The sequence below is a fragment of the Moraxella canis genome, assembly GCF_034424565.1.
In the GTDB taxonomy this organism is placed as follows: domain Bacteria; phylum Pseudomonadota; class Gammaproteobacteria; order Pseudomonadales; family Moraxellaceae; genus Moraxella; species Moraxella canis.
On sequence record NZ_CP139961.1, the window covers coordinates 1,241,729 to 1,259,301 of the forward strand.

The window sequence follows — 17,573 nt, forward strand, 5'->3', positions numbered from 1 at the left end:
GGATTGATCTAAGCCATTAGGCGTCGGTGCATATTTAAGCTAAACGGCTTACGAATTTTAAGACTAATAAAAACTGCTGAGATGATCGGCGTCATCTCAGCAGTGGTTGGGTATTTGATGAATTATAACCGACCGCCAAATGAAAAACGGCTACCAGGGTGCCACATATTCACAAAAGTGACAGGCTGCCCTTGGGATTTGGTGTGCCGAGCATGTAAGAGTGCTGGCTCATGCGCTTGCATTTGCAGCGCTTCACAGACATTGATGGGTGCAAGCTTGGCTTGGATTTGATAATCGCCATACTCAAGTGGCACATGGTCAATCAAATAATCACTGGTATTAATACTGCTAAAATCTTGATTGATAAATTCAGGAATGATGGCAGCATTCACCCAGCGATCTTCATACTGAATGGGCAGGTCGTCGCCATAATGCACGATACACACCTGATAGAGTTTGTCAGTGTGAGCAGGCTGACTGTGAAAAAACAGCGCATTCAGCCAATGATTTTCAGGTTGATTCAATGCCTCAAAATCAAGCGTCTTTTGTGCGATTACTTGAGCGCGATAGCGATTAAATCGCTCATTGATATCTTTGGCGATATTGCGAATTTCAATATGGGCATTATTGTACTTTTGCTGAGCCACATAGGTGCCCGAACCTTGACGACGCTCCAACACACGCTCAGCTTCAAGTTCTTTGACCGCGCGATTGACTGTCATGCGTGATACGCCAAAATCTTCAGCAAGCGTAATCTCAGCAGGAATGGCAGTACCAGAAGCCCAAGTGCCAGCATGAATATTGTCCAAAATGGCATTTTTGATGCGCAAATAAGCAGGGGTTTTGTTTGACATAATCGGCTAATGAACCAAATGAGGTGAGTGATGCGTGATGATAAATCACTGAAATTCTTGTCATTGTAGCCAATATTTGACTAAAAAGAAAGCGGCTAAATGCTGATTTTTATCATAATTTAAAATCGCGTGCTAAAACGTTGGATTGTTTGGATTAAGATTTATCAAAATCTTTGATGACTTTATTACTATTGGCAAATGATTATGATAAATTAGCTATGTTATAATAGCCAAATATCAGCGACTGACAGAGTATATGTATTTAATCTGTACCTCGTTTTATATCACAAATAACCTGATTGCCTCATGACATCATCAAAGACACCCTCAAAACCTTCTCAAGATTCAGCCAATTATCTATTTTTGGTCTTGCCACGCTTTGCGCTCCTTTGGGTCTGTGTGGCGCTGATTCCTGTTTCGATTTTATTTAAAATTTGGTGGCTGCTTTTTATCGCCACCTGCTTGACTTGTCTTGGTATTTATAATATCAACCAAAAGCGTCATGCGATTTTGCGTAATTATCCCATCAGTGGACACATTCGCTTTTTGTTTGAAAATTTTCGTCCAGAAGTGCGTCAATATTTCATCGAAGGTGATCGTGAAGAAGTGCCATTTTCGCGGATGCAGCGCTCGATTGTGTATCAGCGCGCCAAAGATGTCGATAGCACGACTGCGTTTGGTAGTTTGAATGATTTGACCAAGCCTGGTACGGATTGGTTTTTGCATTCAGGCAGAAGCCACAAGATCAGCGATCATGATTTTCGTGTGCGCGTGGGCGGTGATCGCTGTGAGCAGCCTTATGACTTATCGGTGTTTAATATCTCGGCGATGAGTTTTGGCGCGCTGTCAGCGGCGGCGATTGAGTCGCTCAATAAAGGTGCCAAAGAAGGCGGTTTTGCGCATGATACAGGCGAGGGGAGTATTAGCCCTTATCACCAAAAGCATGGCGGCGATCTGATTTGGCAATTGGGTACAGCTTATTTTGGCTGCCGTGATGACAATGGACGCTTTAATCCTGAGACTTTTCGCCAAAGAGCGACATTGCCCCAAGTCAAAATGATTGAAATTAAACTGTCACAAGGCGCCAAGCCTGGTAAAGGCGGCGTATTACCTGCCTCAAAGATTACCCAAGAAATTGCTTTGACGCGTGACATTCCGATGGGGATTGACTGCATTTCACCGCCAACTCATCCAGAATTTAGCACGCCCACTGAACTTGTGCATTTTTGGCAGCGTGTGCGTGAGCTGTCTGGCGGTAAGCCTGTGGGGTTTAAGCTGTGTATCGGCATGCCTTGGGAGTTTATGGCAATTGTCAAAGCGATGATCAAAGAAGACAACTACCCAGATTTTATCGTCGTCGATGGGGCGGAAGGCGGCACAGGTGCAGCACCTGTTGAGTTCATGGACTCAGTTGGCATGCCTTTGGTGGACGCTTTGATTTTTGTTCAAAATACGCTGGTTGGTGCAGGTATTCGTGACAAGATCAAAGTCGGTGTGAGCGGTAAAGTAATTTCAGGATTCGACATCGCAAGAATGATGAGCTTAGGCGCTGATTGGTGTAATTCAGCGCGCGGCTTTATGTTTGCGGTTGGCTGTATTCAGTCGCGTTCATGCCATACCAACAAATGCCCAACTGGCGTGGCGACCCAAGACCCCGTCCGCCAAAAAGCCATTGATGTTCCTGATAAATCACGACGCGTGGCAAATTTCCATCAAAACACACTCAAGGCGCTCGCCGAAATCGTCGGCTCTGCAGGGCTTTGGCATCCATCAGAGCTCAAGCCACATCACATTGTGCGCCGTCAGCCCGACGGATGGATCAAGCTTTTATCAGAGCATTACCAATTCATTGAATCAGGCTCGCTGCTGACGGGAAACTGCGGGAGACGCATTTTGGATGACATGTGGAAGCTTGCCGACCCAAATAGTTTTCAGGCGATGACGATCGCAGATGAAATTGTGGATGCGGTCAATGAGCGTAATCGTTTGGCAGAAAATTGCCAATGATAACAGGTTTCACGTGGAACCAGTCATAAAGCCAAGGAATTTCCTTGGCTTTATTTTTTGAAAATTATTGGCGATCTAAATGATCAATGCACAGTCTGAGCGTCGCCCACAGGGCTTGATCTTTATCAATCAGCTCATCAAAAATGGTATCTTCACTCATGACGCTGTACTCGCCAGGCGTTTTTGTGTCAAGCAAGCCTTGGGCATCAGCGTGAAGTAGGTCGGAGTACTCTGGGCTATAATAGGCAGCTTCAAGCTCACCCATGATTTTAAGGGCTTGCTGTAGCTCGTTTCTTGAGCGTTCGAGTACTTCTTTGGCAGCCAGCCATTGGCGATACAGCGATTGGATGTGGTCAAGTTTTTCTTGTAGATGTTGAATGTCTGACATGGTAGACTCTTTTAGGCGATTAAGAATGAGTTATAGCGGTGTTGTCTGGGTTGTCTTTTACTAGCATTCTTGCCATCATCAATCCCAATTCAAATAACAAACACATCGGAATGGCAAGCATGAGCATACTAGCGCCATCAGGCGGCGTTACCACAGCAGCCACCGCAAAGCAGCCCACGATGATATAGCGGCGCTTATCTGCAAGGCTTGTCACAGTGACAAGGCGCATCAGCACCAAAATCAGCGTCACGACCGGAATCTCAAACATGATACCAAAAACCAAAAACAGCTTCATCACAAAGCTAAGATAGCTGTCAATATCGGTCATCGGTAGGACATTATCAGGGGCAAACATGATAAAAAACTTAAGCGCAGGCACAAGCACAACAAAATACGCAAAAGCCACACCAATATAAAACAAAGCGATGGACGAAAATAATAAGGGTAAGGCGGCGCGCTTTTCATGTTTATAAAGCCCCGGTGAGATAAAGCCCCAAAGCTGAGCTAAGATAAACGGAACGGTCACAAACAGCGCAATAAAAAACGTCAATCGAATCGGTGCAAGAAATCCAGAGGCAACATCAGTCGCAATTAAGCTTGCCTCACTGGGTAGAAGAGCCACCAAAGGATCTGAGATAAAATCATAAAGCTCGCGGCTAAAACCAACCAATGCCAAAAAAACAACCAAAACTGCCAAAAATATGCGGATAAATCGCCCACGCAGTTCGATAAAATGTGACATCAGCGGCGTGTCATCTGTGGGTAAGTCAGCTTGATTCATAAGGTTTGGTTAGGTTGATTCAATAGAGGATCGGCAGCGTAATTGGGCAGATGAGGCGCAGGTGGTAGGCGACGACGTCGATCATAGTCGCTCAACAAAAACCAGCGGTTGGTCATCGGCAGCGTGATCGCTGTGGCAATGGCATGGGCTTCTTGACGATTTTTGTCGTCAGATGATGCCAGATTGTGCTGATGCGAGGCATCGTGTGTTGGTGAATCGCTCTGCCAAGCGTCCATAGTTTGTCGTTTGGAGGTTTGCAAAGTCGCTTCGGTGCGATTGAGCGACTGCTGTAAAGCATCCATCTGAGCCTTCATACGTGCTTCAGACTGGCGAATCTCATCAAGCTCTTTTTTGAGGAGTTCTTGGGTCTCTAGCAGTTGCAGCTCGTTGGTGATCTCGCTTTGTAGTCTTTGACTGGCACGGCGAAAATTGCCATACCATCGCCCAAGCGTGCGTGCAGCGACAGGCAGTTTTTCAGGACCCAAAACAATCAAGGCAATGATACCAAATAAGGTCAGCTCAAAAAACCCAAGGCTTCCAATCATAGTAAAACTTAGCTATTATCTTTGGTTTTTTCGACTTTGACTTCTTCGGCAATAATGACTTTTTCATCATTATTAGCAATTTTTGGCTTGTCTTCTTCTTTGACGGCATCTTTAAAGCCCTTAACCGCACCGCCCAAATCTTTACCAGCATTTTTTAATTTGCTGGTGCCAAAGACAATGACCACCACCACAAGCAAAATCAGCCAATGTGTGATAGAAAGTGAACCCATAAACTACCCCTTAATCGTCGTTAAAATTAGTAAGCCAAGCTTAAATATTAAGCGCTATTTTGTACGGCTATTTTTTTCGTCAATGCCTGAAACGCCAAAGCGGCGCGCCAGCTCATTGATGACATCTTGAGCAGACAGCCCCAATGCTGATAATGCCACCATTTGATGGAACCAAGTATCTGCCACTTCATAGACCAAGTCATGTGCCATCTCATCGCAGTTTTCATCAGCGTTTTTGGCACGCTCAAGTTCTTTGGCGGCGATGATACTCTCAACTGCTTCTTCGCCCACTTTTTCTAGGATTTTATTTAATCCTTTGTGATATAAGCTTGCCACATACGAGCTGTCTTTATCGGCGGATTTACGCTCATCTAATATCGCATCAAGACTTGCCAGAACATCAGATGACGACTGATGTGTCACAGCTTTACTGTCATCATCAGCGGCTGTCGGCTGATTTTCCCCATAAATTTGACTGGGATCTTTGATGACATCACTGATGATTTGCCATTCACCTTGATCATCAAGCTGTTTAAAAAAACACGACTCGCGCCCTGTGTGACAAGCGATACCGCCGATTTGAGTGATGGACAAAATGATCACATCACTGTCACAATCGGTAAAAATGCCATGAACAATCTGCGTATGACCTGAAGTTTCACCTTTATGCCAAAGCTTGCCGCGCGAACGCGAAAAGTACACCGCTTCTTTGGTCTCATAAGTGAGCTTGAGCGCTTCTTTATTTTGCCAAGCCACCATCATCACGCGCCCTGTTTCTCGGTCTTGTGCGATGGCAGGAATGAGTCCGTCATCATTGAATTTTAGGGTTTCAAGCCAGTTCATATCAGTTTATGCCAAGGTTTAAGTATGACGGCATTAAAATTGGTCATCAAAATTATGACAAATCTTACGCCAAAAATGTGTCAATCTAATGACGAATGAGCTTAGGCACAATAAAATCAGTATTTTATGGACACTTCGATTCGTACATTGAGATGATAGTGCTATTGTAACGCTTGCTAAGAGCTAAGTAAAGGCAAAGGGTGCTTGTTTTGGTAAGTTTAATCTGCTATAATTTGCGTCCCACCTTCCGTCAGTGCCCGTATGGCATTAGGCAAAAAGGTTCATTGTTGGGATACCAACTTTAATTTAAGAGGTTATTATGAAACTTAAAACCAAACGTGGTGCCGCGAAGCGTTTCAAAAAAACTGCCAATGGCTTCAAGCGTAAGCAAGCATTCAAGCGTCACATTTTGACCAAAAAATCTCCAAAGCGTATCCGTCAATTGCGTGGTTGCGTTATGGTTCATGCATCAGACGTGGCTGCAATCCGTCGTATGTGCCCATACATCTAATCAACTTTTCGGATATTTTAGGAGAATAACATGGCTCGTGTAAAACGTGGTGTACAAGCAAATCGCCGTCATAAAAAAGTTCTAGCTCGTGCAAAAGGCTACTATGGTGCACGCTCTCGTGTGTATCGTGTTGCAGTACAGGCTGTTATGAAAGCTGGTCAATATGCTTATCGTGACCGCCGTAACAAAAAGCGCTCTTTCCGCCGTCTGTGGATTGCTCGTATCAATGCTGGTGCTCGTCTAAATGGTCTAAGCTACAGCCGTCTGATCAATGGCCTTAAAAAGGCAAACATTGAAATCGACCGCCGTATCTTAGCTGACATCGCAATGCATGATGCAGCTGCTTTCACTGCAATCGCAGAAAAAGCAAAGGCTGCTTTGGTATAAGCTGATGAGTCAGTTTAATGACTAAACCAAAACCGTAATACGCACTGTGTATTACGGTTTTTTATTGGTTATCATATTTATAAATTGACTTTGCTTCGCTGCTTTAAATAAAATAACCTGCTTAATGAGCAGGTTATTTTATTTGCCTTAGGAGGGGCGGGGTTAGAAACGATATACCGCTCCTAACTCGATACCTTTGGAATCGATTTCGGTGTCATTGAATTCCTCTTTTAGGAAACCGACATTCGCAAAAGCCTTGAAAGTTTTGCTAAAGTCGTAGGATGCACCCACATTGACACCGACTGCCTCGCCATTGCCATAACCTTTGTAGTTATCGGTATAAGACGCCTCCACCCAGGCAAGCACAGGGTCTTTTACTTTGTAGGCGACGCCGCCAAACAGTGCCAACTCATTGTCATTGCTATTGAAGTCGGTGTATTGAGCGGTACCATTGACAGACCACTGGTCGTTAATCTGGTAGTCTGCTGCAACAAGTAGCGCATTTAGGTCGTCGCCTGCACGAGTATAGGCGACACCACCTGTTGTTTTGTCGCCATCATACTGAGCACCAATTATAACAAAATCACGACTGATATCTGTTAGCTCGCCGTTTTTAAAAGTTGTAAAAGTGCGTGAACCTTTATTGTCCACCAATTTACCATCTTTAATTTCCGCTTTGCCCTCATCCATGCCATATTGTATAAAGGCGGTAGTTGTACCGTTGTTGAATTTTGGGGTGGTATAAAGGAAGCCATTGCTTGCCCAAGCGGTTTCATGACCAGAAAATGGACCAATACCTGTGCCCCATAGCCATGCATTGCCTGTGATGATGTTATCATCATTTGTGATGGTGCGCCCTGCCAATAAGCGACCATAATCTTCATGTTTGAGTGCTAAATAACCATGACGGGCAGAGAAGTTGCTATCGGTGCTCTCAGCAATATCAATCTTGTATTCAAGCTTGTATTCAAGTTCAACTTTATCACTGATTTTTTCTGTGCCTGTAAACCCAATACGAGAGTTACGACTATTCATGGTTGGGCGATCGCTCTTTTCAGTAACGACACCATTTTCTTTGGTTTCAGTGTCAACCAGTTCTGTATTCAGACGAATTTGACCATAAATTTTAGGATCGGCAAATGCGGTTGAGGATAGCGCTGTTAGGGTGAGTAAAGTTGCAGCTTTCACAGCGGTCGCTAAAAATGACTTCTTCATAAAGACTTCTTCCTTTTGGTTGTGATTCCATAGAAACATCATGCCTGCCGAACGGTAGTATGATGAATACGCTATATCATTATGCAGTTATGTAATACATGTCATAAGCGGAAAGTAAATATACACAATTTATTAACATTTGACAACATTTTTTCAAAAATTTTATAGTTATTGGCAAGAAAGTCATCAAATTGTCATGTATTTTTGGGTATATTTATCAGATTTTTATTTAAAAATAGCCATGAGCTTGATAGCGATAAACAATGAAGATCGCAAAATATTTGGGGCAGTGGTGTGAATAATCTGAATCGCTTGTTTACATTTTTGGGTGAATTATTTACAATGAGTCCCTTATATTCTTAGCAAATTAAAGAAAGTTGCGCTTTTTATGACGACCACCATACCCACTTTAGATCAGCCTTTGGCAACGCTTGGCGAACAGGATTTTTTGGCATTTGCAGACAGTGCGATTGCAGTGATTGAGACGGCAGCCGATGAACGTACACTTCAAGAATTGCGCGTTAGCTTAAGCGGCAAAAAATCAGCCTTGACTGCGCTTTCAAAGCAGATGGGCGCGCTTGATGCTGACGCCAAAAAACAATATGGCGCGTATCTACATGAACTGCGCACGCGTATCAATCAAGCCTTAGATGCCAAGGCGCAACAGCTTGCTGCAGCTGCACTCAATGCCAAGCTTGCCAGCGAGCAAATTGACATCAGTCTACCTGTGCGCGGTGTTTTGCCAGGGGGCTTGCATCCGATTACCCAAACCACTGAGCGTATGAAGCAGTTTTTTGTTCAAGCTGGCTTTAGCGTCGCGACAGGTCCAGAGGTTGAGAGTGATTATTATAATTTTGAAGCGCTCAACATTCCAAGCCATCATCCTGCGCGTGCGATGCATGATACCTTTTATTTTGATGCACATTATTTGCTGCGTACGCATACTTCAAGTGTGCAAATTCGCACGATGGAGAAGACCGAGCCACCGATTCGCATCATTTGCCCAGGTCGTGTGTATCGCTGCGACTCAGATCAAACGCATTCGCCGATGTTTCATCAAATGGAAGGTTTGATGATCTCAAAATCAAGCAATTTTGCAGAGCTCAAAGGGCTAATCCATGAATTTTTGGATGCTTTTTTTGGTAAGAAAATGACGGTTCGCTTTCGTCCGTCGTTTTTCCCATTCACTGAGCCGTCTGCTGAGGTGGATATTTTGTCTGACAGCGGTAAATGGCTAGAGGTATTAGGCTGCGGCATGGTGCATCCACAGGTGCTCAAAAACTGCGGCATTAATCCTGATGAATACACTGGTTTTGCTTTTGGTATGGGTGTCGAACGCTTTGCCATGCTGTATTACGGTATTGATGATTTACGCCTATTTTTCCAGAATGATTTGCGTTTTTTAAAGCAATTTAGTTAATATTATTTAACGTATTATTATTTAATTTTGATGAATTTAGTACAGAGATAGCAAATGAAAATCAGTGAAAATTGGCTAAGACAGTGGGCAAATCCAAGCGTCGATAGTGAGACACTTGGCGAGCAGCTGACCATGGCAGGGCTTGAGCTAGATGGTGTTGAGACCGTCGCGCCGCCATTTAGTGGTGTGGTGACAGGCGTGGTGACTGAGTGTGAGCAGCATCCAGATGCCGATCGCTTACGTGTGACGAAGGTTGATATCGGCAGTGGCGAGCAGCTGCAAATCGTCTGCGGCGCGCCCAATGTGCGTGTTGGGCTCAAAGTTGCCGTAGCGACCGTCGGTGCGGTGCTACCTAGTGAGGATGATAAGGGCTTTAAAATCAAAAAAGGCAAGCTGCGTGGTGTTGAATCACAAGGCATGCTGTGCGGCGCTTCGGAGCTGGGACTTGAAGATAAAATCGATGGCTTACTAGAGCTTGACGATGACGCGCCGATCGGTGTGGATGTGCGTGATTATTTGAACTTAGATGCTAAGATTTTTGAGATCGCCATTACACCTAACCGCGGTGACTGCTTAAGCGTATTGGGTTTGGCGCGTGAGATCGCTGCCATCAATCAGATGCCGCTAGATCGTCCCGCCATCCGAGCTGCCGATGCGGTCACTGATACCGCTCCGAGCGTACGCGTTTTGGATACTCATGCTTGCCCTAGGTATTTGGCGCAGCGCATTGATGACATTGACCGCAGCCAGCCGACGCCTCAGTGGATGACCGATGCGTTAGTGGCATCTGGGGTGCGTAGTCATAATTTCTTGGTGGATGTGACCAACTTTGTATTACTTGAGCTGGGTCAGCCGCTACATGCGTTCGACGCTGATAAAATTCAAGGCGATATCATCGTGCGTTTGGCACACTCTGGCGAGACGGTTGAATTATTAAACGAACAAGTCATCACCCTCAGCGGGGATGAGTTGGTGATCGCAGATGATGCTGGTGTGTTGGCATTGGCAGGCATCATGGGCGGGGCGCGCTCAGCGGTGAGCGATGAGACAACCAGCATCGTACTAGAAAGCGCGCATTTTGATCAGCTCACCATCGCAGGACGCGCGCGTCGTTTTGGTCTGCATACAGACGCTTCTCAGCGATTTGAGCGTGGCGTAGATTTTGAGCTACCAAAGCTTGCCATGGATCGCGCCGTAAGCTTGATTGTTTCGGTCGCAGGCGGCAAGGTCAGTCAACTTACCACTGTCGAACATCCAGACGCGCTGCCTGTCAGACACAAGATCACTGTCCCTGTGGATAAGGTTTCAAAGCTTTTGGGTGTAAGCATCGCACCCGAGCAGATGGCAGAGATGCTTAATCGTCTTGAGATTGCCACCACGGTGGAAGAAGACAGTTTGGTGTGTCAGGTGCCTAGCCACCGATTTGATTTGACGATTTATCAAGATATCGTTGAAGAGATTGCTCGAATGTACGGCTATGCCAATATTTCTGCTGCCTTGCCAGAGCTTTCTGTGGATATGCGCTATGATGATACGGCGGATTTGATTCATCTGGTCAAGCTGTCCTTGGCAAATGCAGGCTACTATGAGGCGGTGAGCTTTAGCTTTAGTGATGCCAAAATCGAGGCGCTTTTTGATGACGAAAGTCTTGGCGCGGTACTACCACTTGCCAACCCGATCTCAAGTGAGCTTGCGGTGATGCGCCGCACTTTGATGTCTAGTCTTTTGCCGATTGTCAGCCATAACCTTAACCGTCAGCAGTCGCGTGTCCGTCTGTTTGAAACTGGCTTAAGTTTCGTTGGTGGTGATGTTGAGCATTTGGTTCAGACACCAAGCCTTGCTATTGTTGCGACAGGCGATCTGACCGCTGAACAAAGTCATGGCGCGCGCCCGATGGATTTTTATGATCTAAAGCGCGACATTGAAAGCCTGCTACCAAGCACTTTGGATAAAACTAAAGTGACCTATGAGCGTACCGCTTTGACTTTCTTGCACCCAGGTCAAAGCGCCCATCTGATGATTGACGGCGAAGATTTGGGATGGTTTGGTCAGCTGCACCCTAGCATCTGTAAGGCTTTGGACTTGCCAACGGTGTGGGCTGCTCAAATGGATTTGGATAAGCTAATTGCGCTCAGCCGTCGATCTAACGCCATCACAGCGCCTAGCAAATTCCCATCGGTTCGCCGAGATTTGGCGGTGTTGGTGGATCAAGATGTGGCTTGGCAAACGCTTGAAAAAGACATTCATAAAGCAGCGGGCAAATATTTGCAAGATGTTTGGCTGTTTGATGTCTATGTCGGCGACAAACTGCCCGAAGGCAAAAAATCGCTTGCTTTTGCGATGGTTTTTCAGGATCAAAATGCCACACTTGAAGACGAGCAAATCAAAGCGGCAGTTGATAAGGTGATCCAAAATTTGGCAGATAAACACGCTGCCCATTTGCGCGACTAACCTAAAAAAACCGCCATAATGACGACTTATGGCGGTTTTTGAGTTTTAACACAAATTAATTTGCATTAAGTATATCATCAAGTGTAAAATAATAAATCTGCTATAAAATGATAAAGTATTTTCGGTAGCTGATTGATAAATAAGGATAAATCATGAGTGCACTGACAAAGGCGGATATGGTTGATGAATTGACCATTCGACTGCGATTGACGCGCCAGCAGGCAAGGAAATTGGTCGATGGCTTTTTTGAGGAAATCAGTCAGAGTCTTGCCCAAGGACATGAGGTCAAATTGTCAGGTTTTGGCAATTTTGAGTTAAAAGATAAAAAATCCCGTCCTGGTCGCAACCCAAAAACTGGCGAAAGCATTCCTGTTGAGGCGCGCCGAGTTGTCACCTTTAAAGCCGGTCAGAAGCTGCGTGGTTGGATAGATAGCCAAAATGAAGGCTGAGTCGCTTGGATATTTTTCATCGATCTGACTTGAAAGCCTAATCGCTTTTTGTTAGAATACCTGCTTTATTTTCCCACTTAAGTTGGCTAATAACATAGAACAGCATGGTGCGCGATGCCAAAGTTGGTTGGTGATGGCGTGGCTATGTTCCATCGTGTGAGCGTGATCAGCGATGCTTGTTAGTGCTTAGGTTTATTGGATAGAGAGTTATCATGCGTAAAGACATTCACCCAGATTACCGCGAAGTATTGTTCCACGATACCAATGCTGATGTGTACTTTTTGACTCGCTCAACTGTTGCAACCAAAACAACTCGTGAATACGAAGGTCAAGAATACCCATATTTCCCACTAGATATCTCTAGTGCTTCTCACCCATTCTACACAGGTGAGCAACGTAAAACAGCTAACGAAGGTCGCGTGGCAAGCTTCAACAAGCGTTTCGGCGCATTTGCAAGCCGTGGCAAAAAATAAGCCTTTGTCAGCTATTGCTAAAAATCGCTCTTATTGGGCGATTTTTTTATGTCTAAACTAAGGCGAATTGAGATGAGGCTGGGTAGATAGTCTATGTTTATGAAAATATACGCAGGTGCCTAAGCGTTAAATTGTAACAAATTTCTAGGATTATTCACGCAAAGGATGACGAAATAGTGTAAGTCTGCTAAACTAACATAAAATACCCAGATTGCGCTTGTTTTGTGTCAACTTTAGGGATGTTTTTCTGTAGTTTTTGAATGGTTTTTCGATTTTTGTACAATTTTTGCCCATCAAGTGGAATGAGATGGCTGGGAATGATTTGGGGTAGCTATGCAGTGGAGTGGTCTTTGGTTAATTTTGGCGCTGATCGTGGTGATTCTTGGCGTATTTTTTGTGATGCGCAGTTTGCGCCGCAACAATTTGGCGCTAGAATCTGAAGATTTGGGTGTCAAAACCAAATATGGACTGCCAATTATTCCAAGAGATGAAAGGGTGATACCGCCCAAGGTGGAGCATCTAGATGCAGGCGCAGAGGAAGATGCGTTATCTAGCATGGCTGCTGCCGTGGCGGCTGCACCTGTGATGACACAAACACCGCAAGCAAAAGCTGCATATCAGCCTGTGACAGAAGATGATAAGCAGGATCAGGCTGATGCGCAGGCGCAGAATGACTATACACAAGATCAAAACAGCGCAAACATCAATAATCCAAGTGATAATCCGTCGCACGATGAAGACTGGCAAGATCATGGTGATGAAAGTCAAGATGCTGAGCATGTGATTGATATGACATTTGATAAGCACTCAGCTGTACTTGATGAACATTTGGACGAACGCCGAGCTTTTGATCAAAATAACGACCCTTTGCTTCATGCAACAGAAACGGTGAGCATTACCATCATGCCGCGTAACTCGTTTGCTGGCTTACCAGGTCGTACGGTGCTTGATATTGTGCGCACCTATGGCATGAAATATGGGGTGATGAATCTGTTTCATCGCTACGAAAATGAAGACGGGACAGGTGACTTGTGGTTTAGCATGATGGGTGTTGGGCATGAAGGTGTTTGTGCTTTTGATCTCAACAGCTTGCCAGAATCGCATTTTATGGGATTGACAGTATTTTTGGCACTACCGCATCCGCATGCACTGCGCGGATTTGACAGCATGGTTTCGGTAGCGCACATGATTGCTCAGGATCTGTCAGCAGATATGCTTGATGAACAGGGCAATTTGTTTGATGATACTTATTTTGCCAAGCTTCGTTCGGTGGTCGCAGAGTATAACGCCAATTGATGACTTATCCAAAATAGCCCAATACGGGCTACTTTTTAAAACTTAATTTTGATCACGGTTTGGGTGAGTGTGATAAGGTTGGCAGTTTGGACAATAGACGCTTGCCCGACCGCCGATCTTGACATTTTCAAGGGGGCTATTACAAGTGGTACATGATTCTCCCTGCCTGCCATAGACCAGTAAAGTCTGCTGAAAATAGCCAGTCTTACCACCGCCAACAGTAAAATCCCGAAGGGTTGAGCCCCCTTGGGTGATGGCGCGCGCCAATATTTGTTTGATGTGATGGGTCAGCAGCGTAAGCTTATCTTCATCAACCAAATAAGCAGGCGTGAGCGGATGTATGCCTGATAAAAATAAACTTTCAGCTGCATAGATATTCCCCACGCCAACCACAACTGACTGATCCATAATCAGGGATTTGATGGGCTTATTTAAGGGCTTTTTATGGGATTTGGGTCGCATGATGTGCCCAATCAAATAGTCGGCATCAAAATCATCGCTCAAAGGCTCAGGTCCTAAGTGCGCCAAAAATCGCGCTTGGGTATCTGGCTGATCGATATAATCATCATTAACCACCCAAAGAATCATCCCAAAGCGTCTGGGATCGTGATAATGTAAGGTCATGATTTGACCATGAGAATCAGCAAAATCAATCAAGACATGATCGTGCTTACGAGGTGGCTCATCGATGTGCTGCTGTAAGCTGCCTGACATACCCAGATGAATCAGCAAAGTTTTTTGGCGATTGTCATGGGCGTGATAAAACTCTAACAGCAGATATTTGGCGCGCCTGTGTATTTTCGTTAATACAAAGCCGACCAAACTGTCCAAATCTTTGGCAATGTCATAGCGCAGGCGCGGATGTCTCACCTGAACGCGCGTGACAGTTTGACCAATCAATGGCTCTAAACTTAATTTTGTCGTCTCAACTTCGGGTAACTCTGGCATGATGCTCCTAAGCGGTTGCGCGGCGAGCATGGAGCACGCCTGGCTGCTGCTCAATTTTATTGAGTAAGCGCGATAAATGTGCAATGCCCGCCACTTCAACATAAAACTTCATATGGCTGATCGCACCATCGTTAAAGAGAGTTTCGGCACGGTGAATGTTTACCTTCTCACGATCAATCACATGCACCAAATCACGCAGCAGCCCGTTGGTATTTTGGGCTTCGACATGGATGACCACAGGCTGATAGCGACCAAAGCTTTCTTGCCAGCGTGCGACCACGGAGCGATCCGGCTCACGCTCAATCAGGCGTAGATACTCAGGGCAGCCTTCATTGTGAATGCTGACGCCGCTTGATAAGGTGATGAATCCTGCAATCGGCTCGCCATGCACAGGGTTACAGCACCTTGCCAGATGCATCTCAACATTATCAAAGCCTTCAAGCTCAATCTTATATTTATTGGGACGAATTGGGTTTTTGATTTCAATTTCGGCTTCATCAGGTACTGGGGCGGTCAAATTGAGCTTTTGGGCGACCAAATTGCTGATTTGAGTGACGGTAATATCGCCAATGACCAGTGCCACATACAGATCGTCTTCAGTTTTGACATTCAGATCAGCGAAGTATTCTGACAGGCTGACTTGATTGGGTGAAATTGATAAACGATCAAATTCTTTGAGCAATAACGCCTTGCCTGTCTCGATGTTTTTATCGCGATCTTGTTTATTGAACCACTGGCGCAGCTTGGATTTGGCGCGTGCGGTATGGATATACCCAAGCGACGGCATCAACCAATCGCGATTTGGTTCACGATTGGATTTGGTGATGATTTCAATTTGATCGCCCGTTTTTGGCTGATGAGTCAGTGGCACATAGCGGCCATTGACTCGCGCACCTTGAGCACGGTTACCCACTTCAGTATGCACATAATACGCAAAATCGAGCACCGTTGCGCCTTTTGGCAGCTCGGTGATGTCACCATCACGGCTAAACACATAAATCCGCTCGGCATTATCGATATCTAGCTCGACATCTTCTTCGTTGTCTGTTTTTTCATTGCCCAAAAGCTGACGCAGCGAGCTGATTTTTTGGGTGAGATAGTCATCCTTTTTGGCTTTGAGACCTTCTTTATAATTGACATGCGATGCCTTGCCAAGCTCCGCCTCAAAGTGCATATCAAAGGTGCGAATCTGAACCTCAAGCGTGCGCTGCTCGGCGATGACTGCTGTATGCAGTGATTTATACCCATTGGGCTTAGGATTGGTGATGTAGTCATCAAATTGCTCAGGAATATGTCGCCACAAACCATGCACAATCCCTAGCGTATAGTAGCACTCAGCGTTCGTATTGACCATCACACGCAAAGCACGAATATCATAAAGCTGATCAAAAGAAAGATTCTTTGACTTCATCTTGCGCCAAATAGAATAAATGTGCTTGACACGCCCTGATACTTCGCCTTGGATACCCGCACGCTCAAGCTCTTCGCTGAGCTTGGATTTGACCAGCTGAATATAAGCTTCGCGTTCGCTGCGTTTTTCGGCAAGCAGGCTTGCGATTTTCTTGTATTCATCAGGGGCAAGATAACGAAATGCCAAGTCCTCAAGCTCCCATTTGAGCTGAGCGATAGAGAGCCGATGTGCAAGCGGCGCATAAATGGTCATCACCTCTCTTGCGACCCGTTTTTGGCGATCAGGGGGCGCAAAGGACAGTTCGCGCATCGCAAAGGTGCGCTCAGCCAACTTGATGAGTACCGCACGCACATCATTGGTGGTGCTGATGAGCATGCTATAGATATTAGACAGCTGCTCTCTTTGATTGGATTCAAAATAATCTTCAAGTCTTTGATTGCTTTCAATGCTTTCAGACAACCGACCCATGGCAAGCGCATCCATCACCAAATGGGCGATATCCTCCCCAAAATTTGCCTGAATCGTCTGAATGCTGACCAACTCACGGCGCGCCGCACGATAGAGCATGGCAGCAGCCAAGGCATTTTCGTCTTGGAATAGGTACGCCAAAATATCTGCCATGCCGATGCCAGTGATATAGGCGCCTGATCGGGTGACATGGGGCTTGTTAGCATGAATTTGTACAAACTGGCAGGCTTGGCGCAAGATGGGCAGATCTTCTTTGCCAATGCGGGCGGCAACATTACAAATCCAAGCCTCAATATCGATATCTGACACATTGATATCACAAGGATTGGTGGTGCCGTTACTGTGATCAACTGCGCTGATAAGCTTGTGATTGGCAAGCTGCGCCTTGAAATCCGGATGCAGCTGCTTGGCAACCAGACTTGCTGCCAAAGTTGCGCTGTCCATGCTGCTAGTGTTACCGCCCAATAAAGGCAGGCTGTCACGTATCTGAACCACGGCAAATCCTTGTAAATCTAAAAATCAAATAATTTCAATTACTTCTGGGTGTGTATTTTTATAAATCGTTGATGTATTAGGCTATTATCGCACCTTGTCATCAAATTTTAAAGAACAAAAGCGTAATTTTCAAACAAATCGTTATTCCAAAAAAGACGATCACGCCCTTAAAATGACTTAAAATCTCAACCGTCAAAAGAATCCACTCAGCCAACATCAAGATAAGCCGACCGCATCCATATCGACGCAAATCTACGGCTGTATATCATAAACGGGATATGTTGAATTTTGATGAAATAAAACGAGCATTTGCCCAAAATGTATGCTATACTCTCATCTTTCGTGAATCGTTCACACTCGCTATTTGATGACATCGCACCGATATTGATGCGGGATTTCCC

General features: G+C 45.3%; 17 protein-coding genes. 8 read left to right on the plus strand and 9 right to left on the minus strand.

Annotated elements, in window-relative coordinates:
• Positions 1 to 122: 122 nt before the first annotated feature.
• The gene (locus tag U0021_RS05555) at positions 123 to 854 is read right to left on the minus strand and encodes a UTRA domain-containing protein (RefSeq protein ID WP_114801229.1); all 732 of its coding nucleotides are present in this window, start codon (positions 852 to 854) and stop codon (positions 123 to 125) included.
• A gap of 306 nt (positions 855 to 1,160) precedes the next feature.
• On the opposite strand from U0021_RS05555, the gene U0021_RS05560 reads away from it, so the two are divergent.
• Positions 1,161 to 2,861, plus strand: coding sequence for an FMN-binding glutamate synthase family protein (locus U0021_RS05560; RefSeq protein WP_327037423.1), 1,701 nt, complete (start codon positions 1,161 to 1,163; stop codon positions 2,859 to 2,861).
• Between the two features lie 64 nt (positions 2,862 to 2,925).
• On the opposite strand, the gene U0021_RS05565 is transcribed toward U0021_RS05560, so the two are convergent.
• From U0021_RS05565 to hisIE, 5 genes are read right to left on the minus strand one after another with little or no spacing between them, the layout of a single operon-like run.
• Positions 2,926 to 3,249, minus strand: coding sequence for a DUF4298 domain-containing protein (locus tag U0021_RS05565; protein WP_114801066.1), 324 nt, complete (start codon positions 3,247 to 3,249; stop codon positions 2,926 to 2,928).
• A 19-nt stretch (positions 3,250 to 3,268) separates the two neighbouring features.
• A complete protein-coding gene (gene tatC, locus U0021_RS05570; RefSeq protein ID WP_078255847.1) occupies positions 3,269 to 4,030 on the minus strand; it encodes a twin-arginine translocase subunit TatC in 762 nt (253 codons plus the stop codon).
• Entirely contained in the window at positions 4,027 to 4,575 is a 549-nt protein-coding gene (gene tatB / locus U0021_RS05575; RefSeq protein ID WP_114801067.1) for a Sec-independent protein translocase protein TatB, read from the minus strand. Before tatB ends, tatC begins: the two co-directional genes overlap by 4 nt.
• Before the next feature lie 8 nt (positions 4,576 to 4,583).
• Entirely contained in the window at positions 4,584 to 4,805 is a 222-nt protein-coding gene (gene tatA / locus U0021_RS05580) for a Sec-independent protein translocase subunit TatA (protein WP_114801068.1), read from the minus strand.
• A 54-nt stretch (positions 4,806 to 4,859) separates the two neighbouring features.
• Positions 4,860 to 5,648: a bifunctional phosphoribosyl-AMP cyclohydrolase/phosphoribosyl-ATP diphosphatase HisIE gene (hisIE, locus tag U0021_RS05585; RefSeq protein ID WP_114801069.1), complete on the minus strand. Its 789-nt coding sequence runs from the start codon at positions 5,646 to 5,648 to the stop codon at positions 4,860 to 4,862.
• A gap of 316 nt (positions 5,649 to 5,964) precedes the next feature.
• On the opposite strand from hisIE, the gene rpmI reads away from it, so the two are divergent.
• Positions 5,965 to 6,159, plus strand: a complete 195-nt coding sequence (gene rpmI, locus U0021_RS05590) for a 50S ribosomal protein L35 (protein WP_049238129.1) — start codon at positions 5,965 to 5,967, stop codon at positions 6,157 to 6,159.
• Positions 6,160 to 6,189: 30 nt separating this feature from the next.
• A complete protein-coding gene (rplT, locus tag U0021_RS05595) occupies positions 6,190 to 6,546 on the plus strand; it encodes a 50S ribosomal protein L20 (RefSeq protein ID WP_114801070.1) in 357 nt (118 codons plus the stop codon).
• A gap of 162 nt (positions 6,547 to 6,708) precedes the next feature.
• On the opposite strand, the gene U0021_RS05600 is transcribed toward rplT, so the two are convergent.
• Positions 6,709 to 7,761, minus strand: a complete 1,053-nt coding sequence (locus tag U0021_RS05600; protein WP_162816835.1) for a porin — start codon at positions 7,759 to 7,761, stop codon at positions 6,709 to 6,711.
• Between the two features lie 388 nt (positions 7,762 to 8,149).
• Between U0021_RS05600 and pheS the strand changes: the two genes are divergently transcribed.
• The 5 genes from pheS to U0021_RS05625 all read left to right on the plus strand — a co-directional run bounded on the left by pheS (position 8,150) and on the right by U0021_RS05625 (position 13,850).
• Positions 8,150 to 9,181, plus strand: coding sequence for a phenylalanine--tRNA ligase subunit alpha (gene pheS / locus U0021_RS05605; RefSeq protein WP_114801072.1), 1,032 nt, complete (start codon positions 8,150 to 8,152; stop codon positions 9,179 to 9,181).
• Between the two features lie 54 nt (positions 9,182 to 9,235).
• Positions 9,236 to 11,632: a phenylalanine--tRNA ligase subunit beta gene (pheT, locus tag U0021_RS05610; RefSeq protein WP_114801073.1), complete on the plus strand. Its 2,397-nt coding sequence runs from the start codon at positions 9,236 to 9,238 to the stop codon at positions 11,630 to 11,632.
• Between the two features lie 152 nt (positions 11,633 to 11,784).
• Positions 11,785 to 12,081, plus strand: a complete 297-nt coding sequence (locus U0021_RS05615; protein WP_049238135.1) for an integration host factor subunit alpha — start codon at positions 11,785 to 11,787, stop codon at positions 12,079 to 12,081.
• Between the two features lie 212 nt (positions 12,082 to 12,293).
• Positions 12,294 to 12,554, plus strand: a complete 261-nt coding sequence (locus tag U0021_RS05620; RefSeq protein ID WP_049238136.1) for a type B 50S ribosomal protein L31 — start codon at positions 12,294 to 12,296, stop codon at positions 12,552 to 12,554.
• A 333-nt stretch (positions 12,555 to 12,887) separates the two neighbouring features.
• Positions 12,888 to 13,850 carry a cell division protein ZipA C-terminal FtsZ-binding domain-containing protein gene (locus tag U0021_RS05625; RefSeq protein WP_114801074.1) on the plus strand — a complete coding sequence of 321 codons (963 nt, stop codon included), beginning with the start codon at positions 12,888 to 12,890 and terminating at the stop codon, positions 13,848 to 13,850.
• 42 nt (positions 13,851 to 13,892) lie between these two features.
• Here the strand turns inward: U0021_RS05625 and mutM are convergent, their stop codons facing one another.
• Together mutM and U0021_RS05635 are read right to left on the minus strand one after the other, a co-directional pair.
• Positions 13,893 to 14,798, minus strand: coding sequence for a bifunctional DNA-formamidopyrimidine glycosylase/DNA-(apurinic or apyrimidinic site) lyase (gene mutM / locus U0021_RS05630; RefSeq protein WP_114801075.1), 906 nt, complete (start codon positions 14,796 to 14,798; stop codon positions 13,893 to 13,895).
• 7 nt (positions 14,799 to 14,805) lie between these two features.
• Positions 14,806 to 17,172 (minus strand): RelA/SpoT family protein, encoded by a 2,367-nt coding sequence (locus U0021_RS05635; RefSeq protein ID WP_327037424.1) that lies wholly within the window; start codon positions 17,170 to 17,172, stop codon positions 14,806 to 14,808.
• Between the last annotated feature and the right edge of the window lie 401 nt (positions 17,173 to 17,573).

Coding starts and splice junctions, on each gene's coding strand:
- pheS (WP_114801072.1), top strand. CDS start 8,150: ATGACGACCACCATACCCACTTTAGATCAGCCTTTGGCAACGCTTGGC.
- tatC (WP_078255847.1), bottom strand. CDS start 4,030: ATGAATCAAGCTGACTTACCCACAGATGACACGCCGCTGATGTCACAT.
- U0021_RS05560 (WP_327037423.1), top strand. CDS start 1,161: ATGACATCATCAAAGACACCCTCAAAACCTTCTCAAGATTCAGCCAAT.
- mutM (WP_114801075.1), bottom strand. CDS start 14,798: ATGCCAGAGTTACCCGAAGTTGAGACGACAAAATTAAGTTTAGAGCCA.
- hisIE (WP_114801069.1), bottom strand. CDS start 5,648: ATGAACTGGCTTGAAACCCTAAAATTCAATGATGACGGACTCATTCCT.
- U0021_RS05615 (WP_049238135.1), top strand. CDS start 11,785: ATGAGTGCACTGACAAAGGCGGATATGGTTGATGAATTGACCATTCGA.
- U0021_RS05565 (WP_114801066.1), bottom strand. CDS start 3,249: ATGTCAGACATTCAACATCTACAAGAAAAACTTGACCACATCCAATCG.
- U0021_RS05625 (WP_114801074.1), top strand. CDS start 12,888: ATGCAGTGGAGTGGTCTTTGGTTAATTTTGGCGCTGATCGTGGTGATT.
- tatB (WP_114801067.1), bottom strand. CDS start 4,575: ATGATTGGAAGCCTTGGGTTTTTTGAGCTGACCTTATTTGGTATCATT.
- U0021_RS05620 (WP_049238136.1), top strand. CDS start 12,294: ATGCGTAAAGACATTCACCCAGATTACCGCGAAGTATTGTTCCACGAT.
- U0021_RS05555 (WP_114801229.1), bottom strand. CDS start 854: ATGTCAAACAAAACCCCTGCTTATTTGCGCATCAAAAATGCCATTTTG.
- tatA (WP_114801068.1), bottom strand. CDS start 4,805: ATGGGTTCACTTTCTATCACACATTGGCTGATTTTGCTTGTGGTGGTG.
- U0021_RS05600 (WP_162816835.1), bottom strand. CDS start 7,761: ATGAAGAAGTCATTTTTAGCGACCGCTGTGAAAGCTGCAACTTTACTC.
- rplT (WP_114801070.1), top strand. CDS start 6,190: ATGGCTCGTGTAAAACGTGGTGTACAAGCAAATCGCCGTCATAAAAAA.
- pheT (WP_114801073.1), top strand. CDS start 9,236: ATGAAAATCAGTGAAAATTGGCTAAGACAGTGGGCAAATCCAAGCGTC.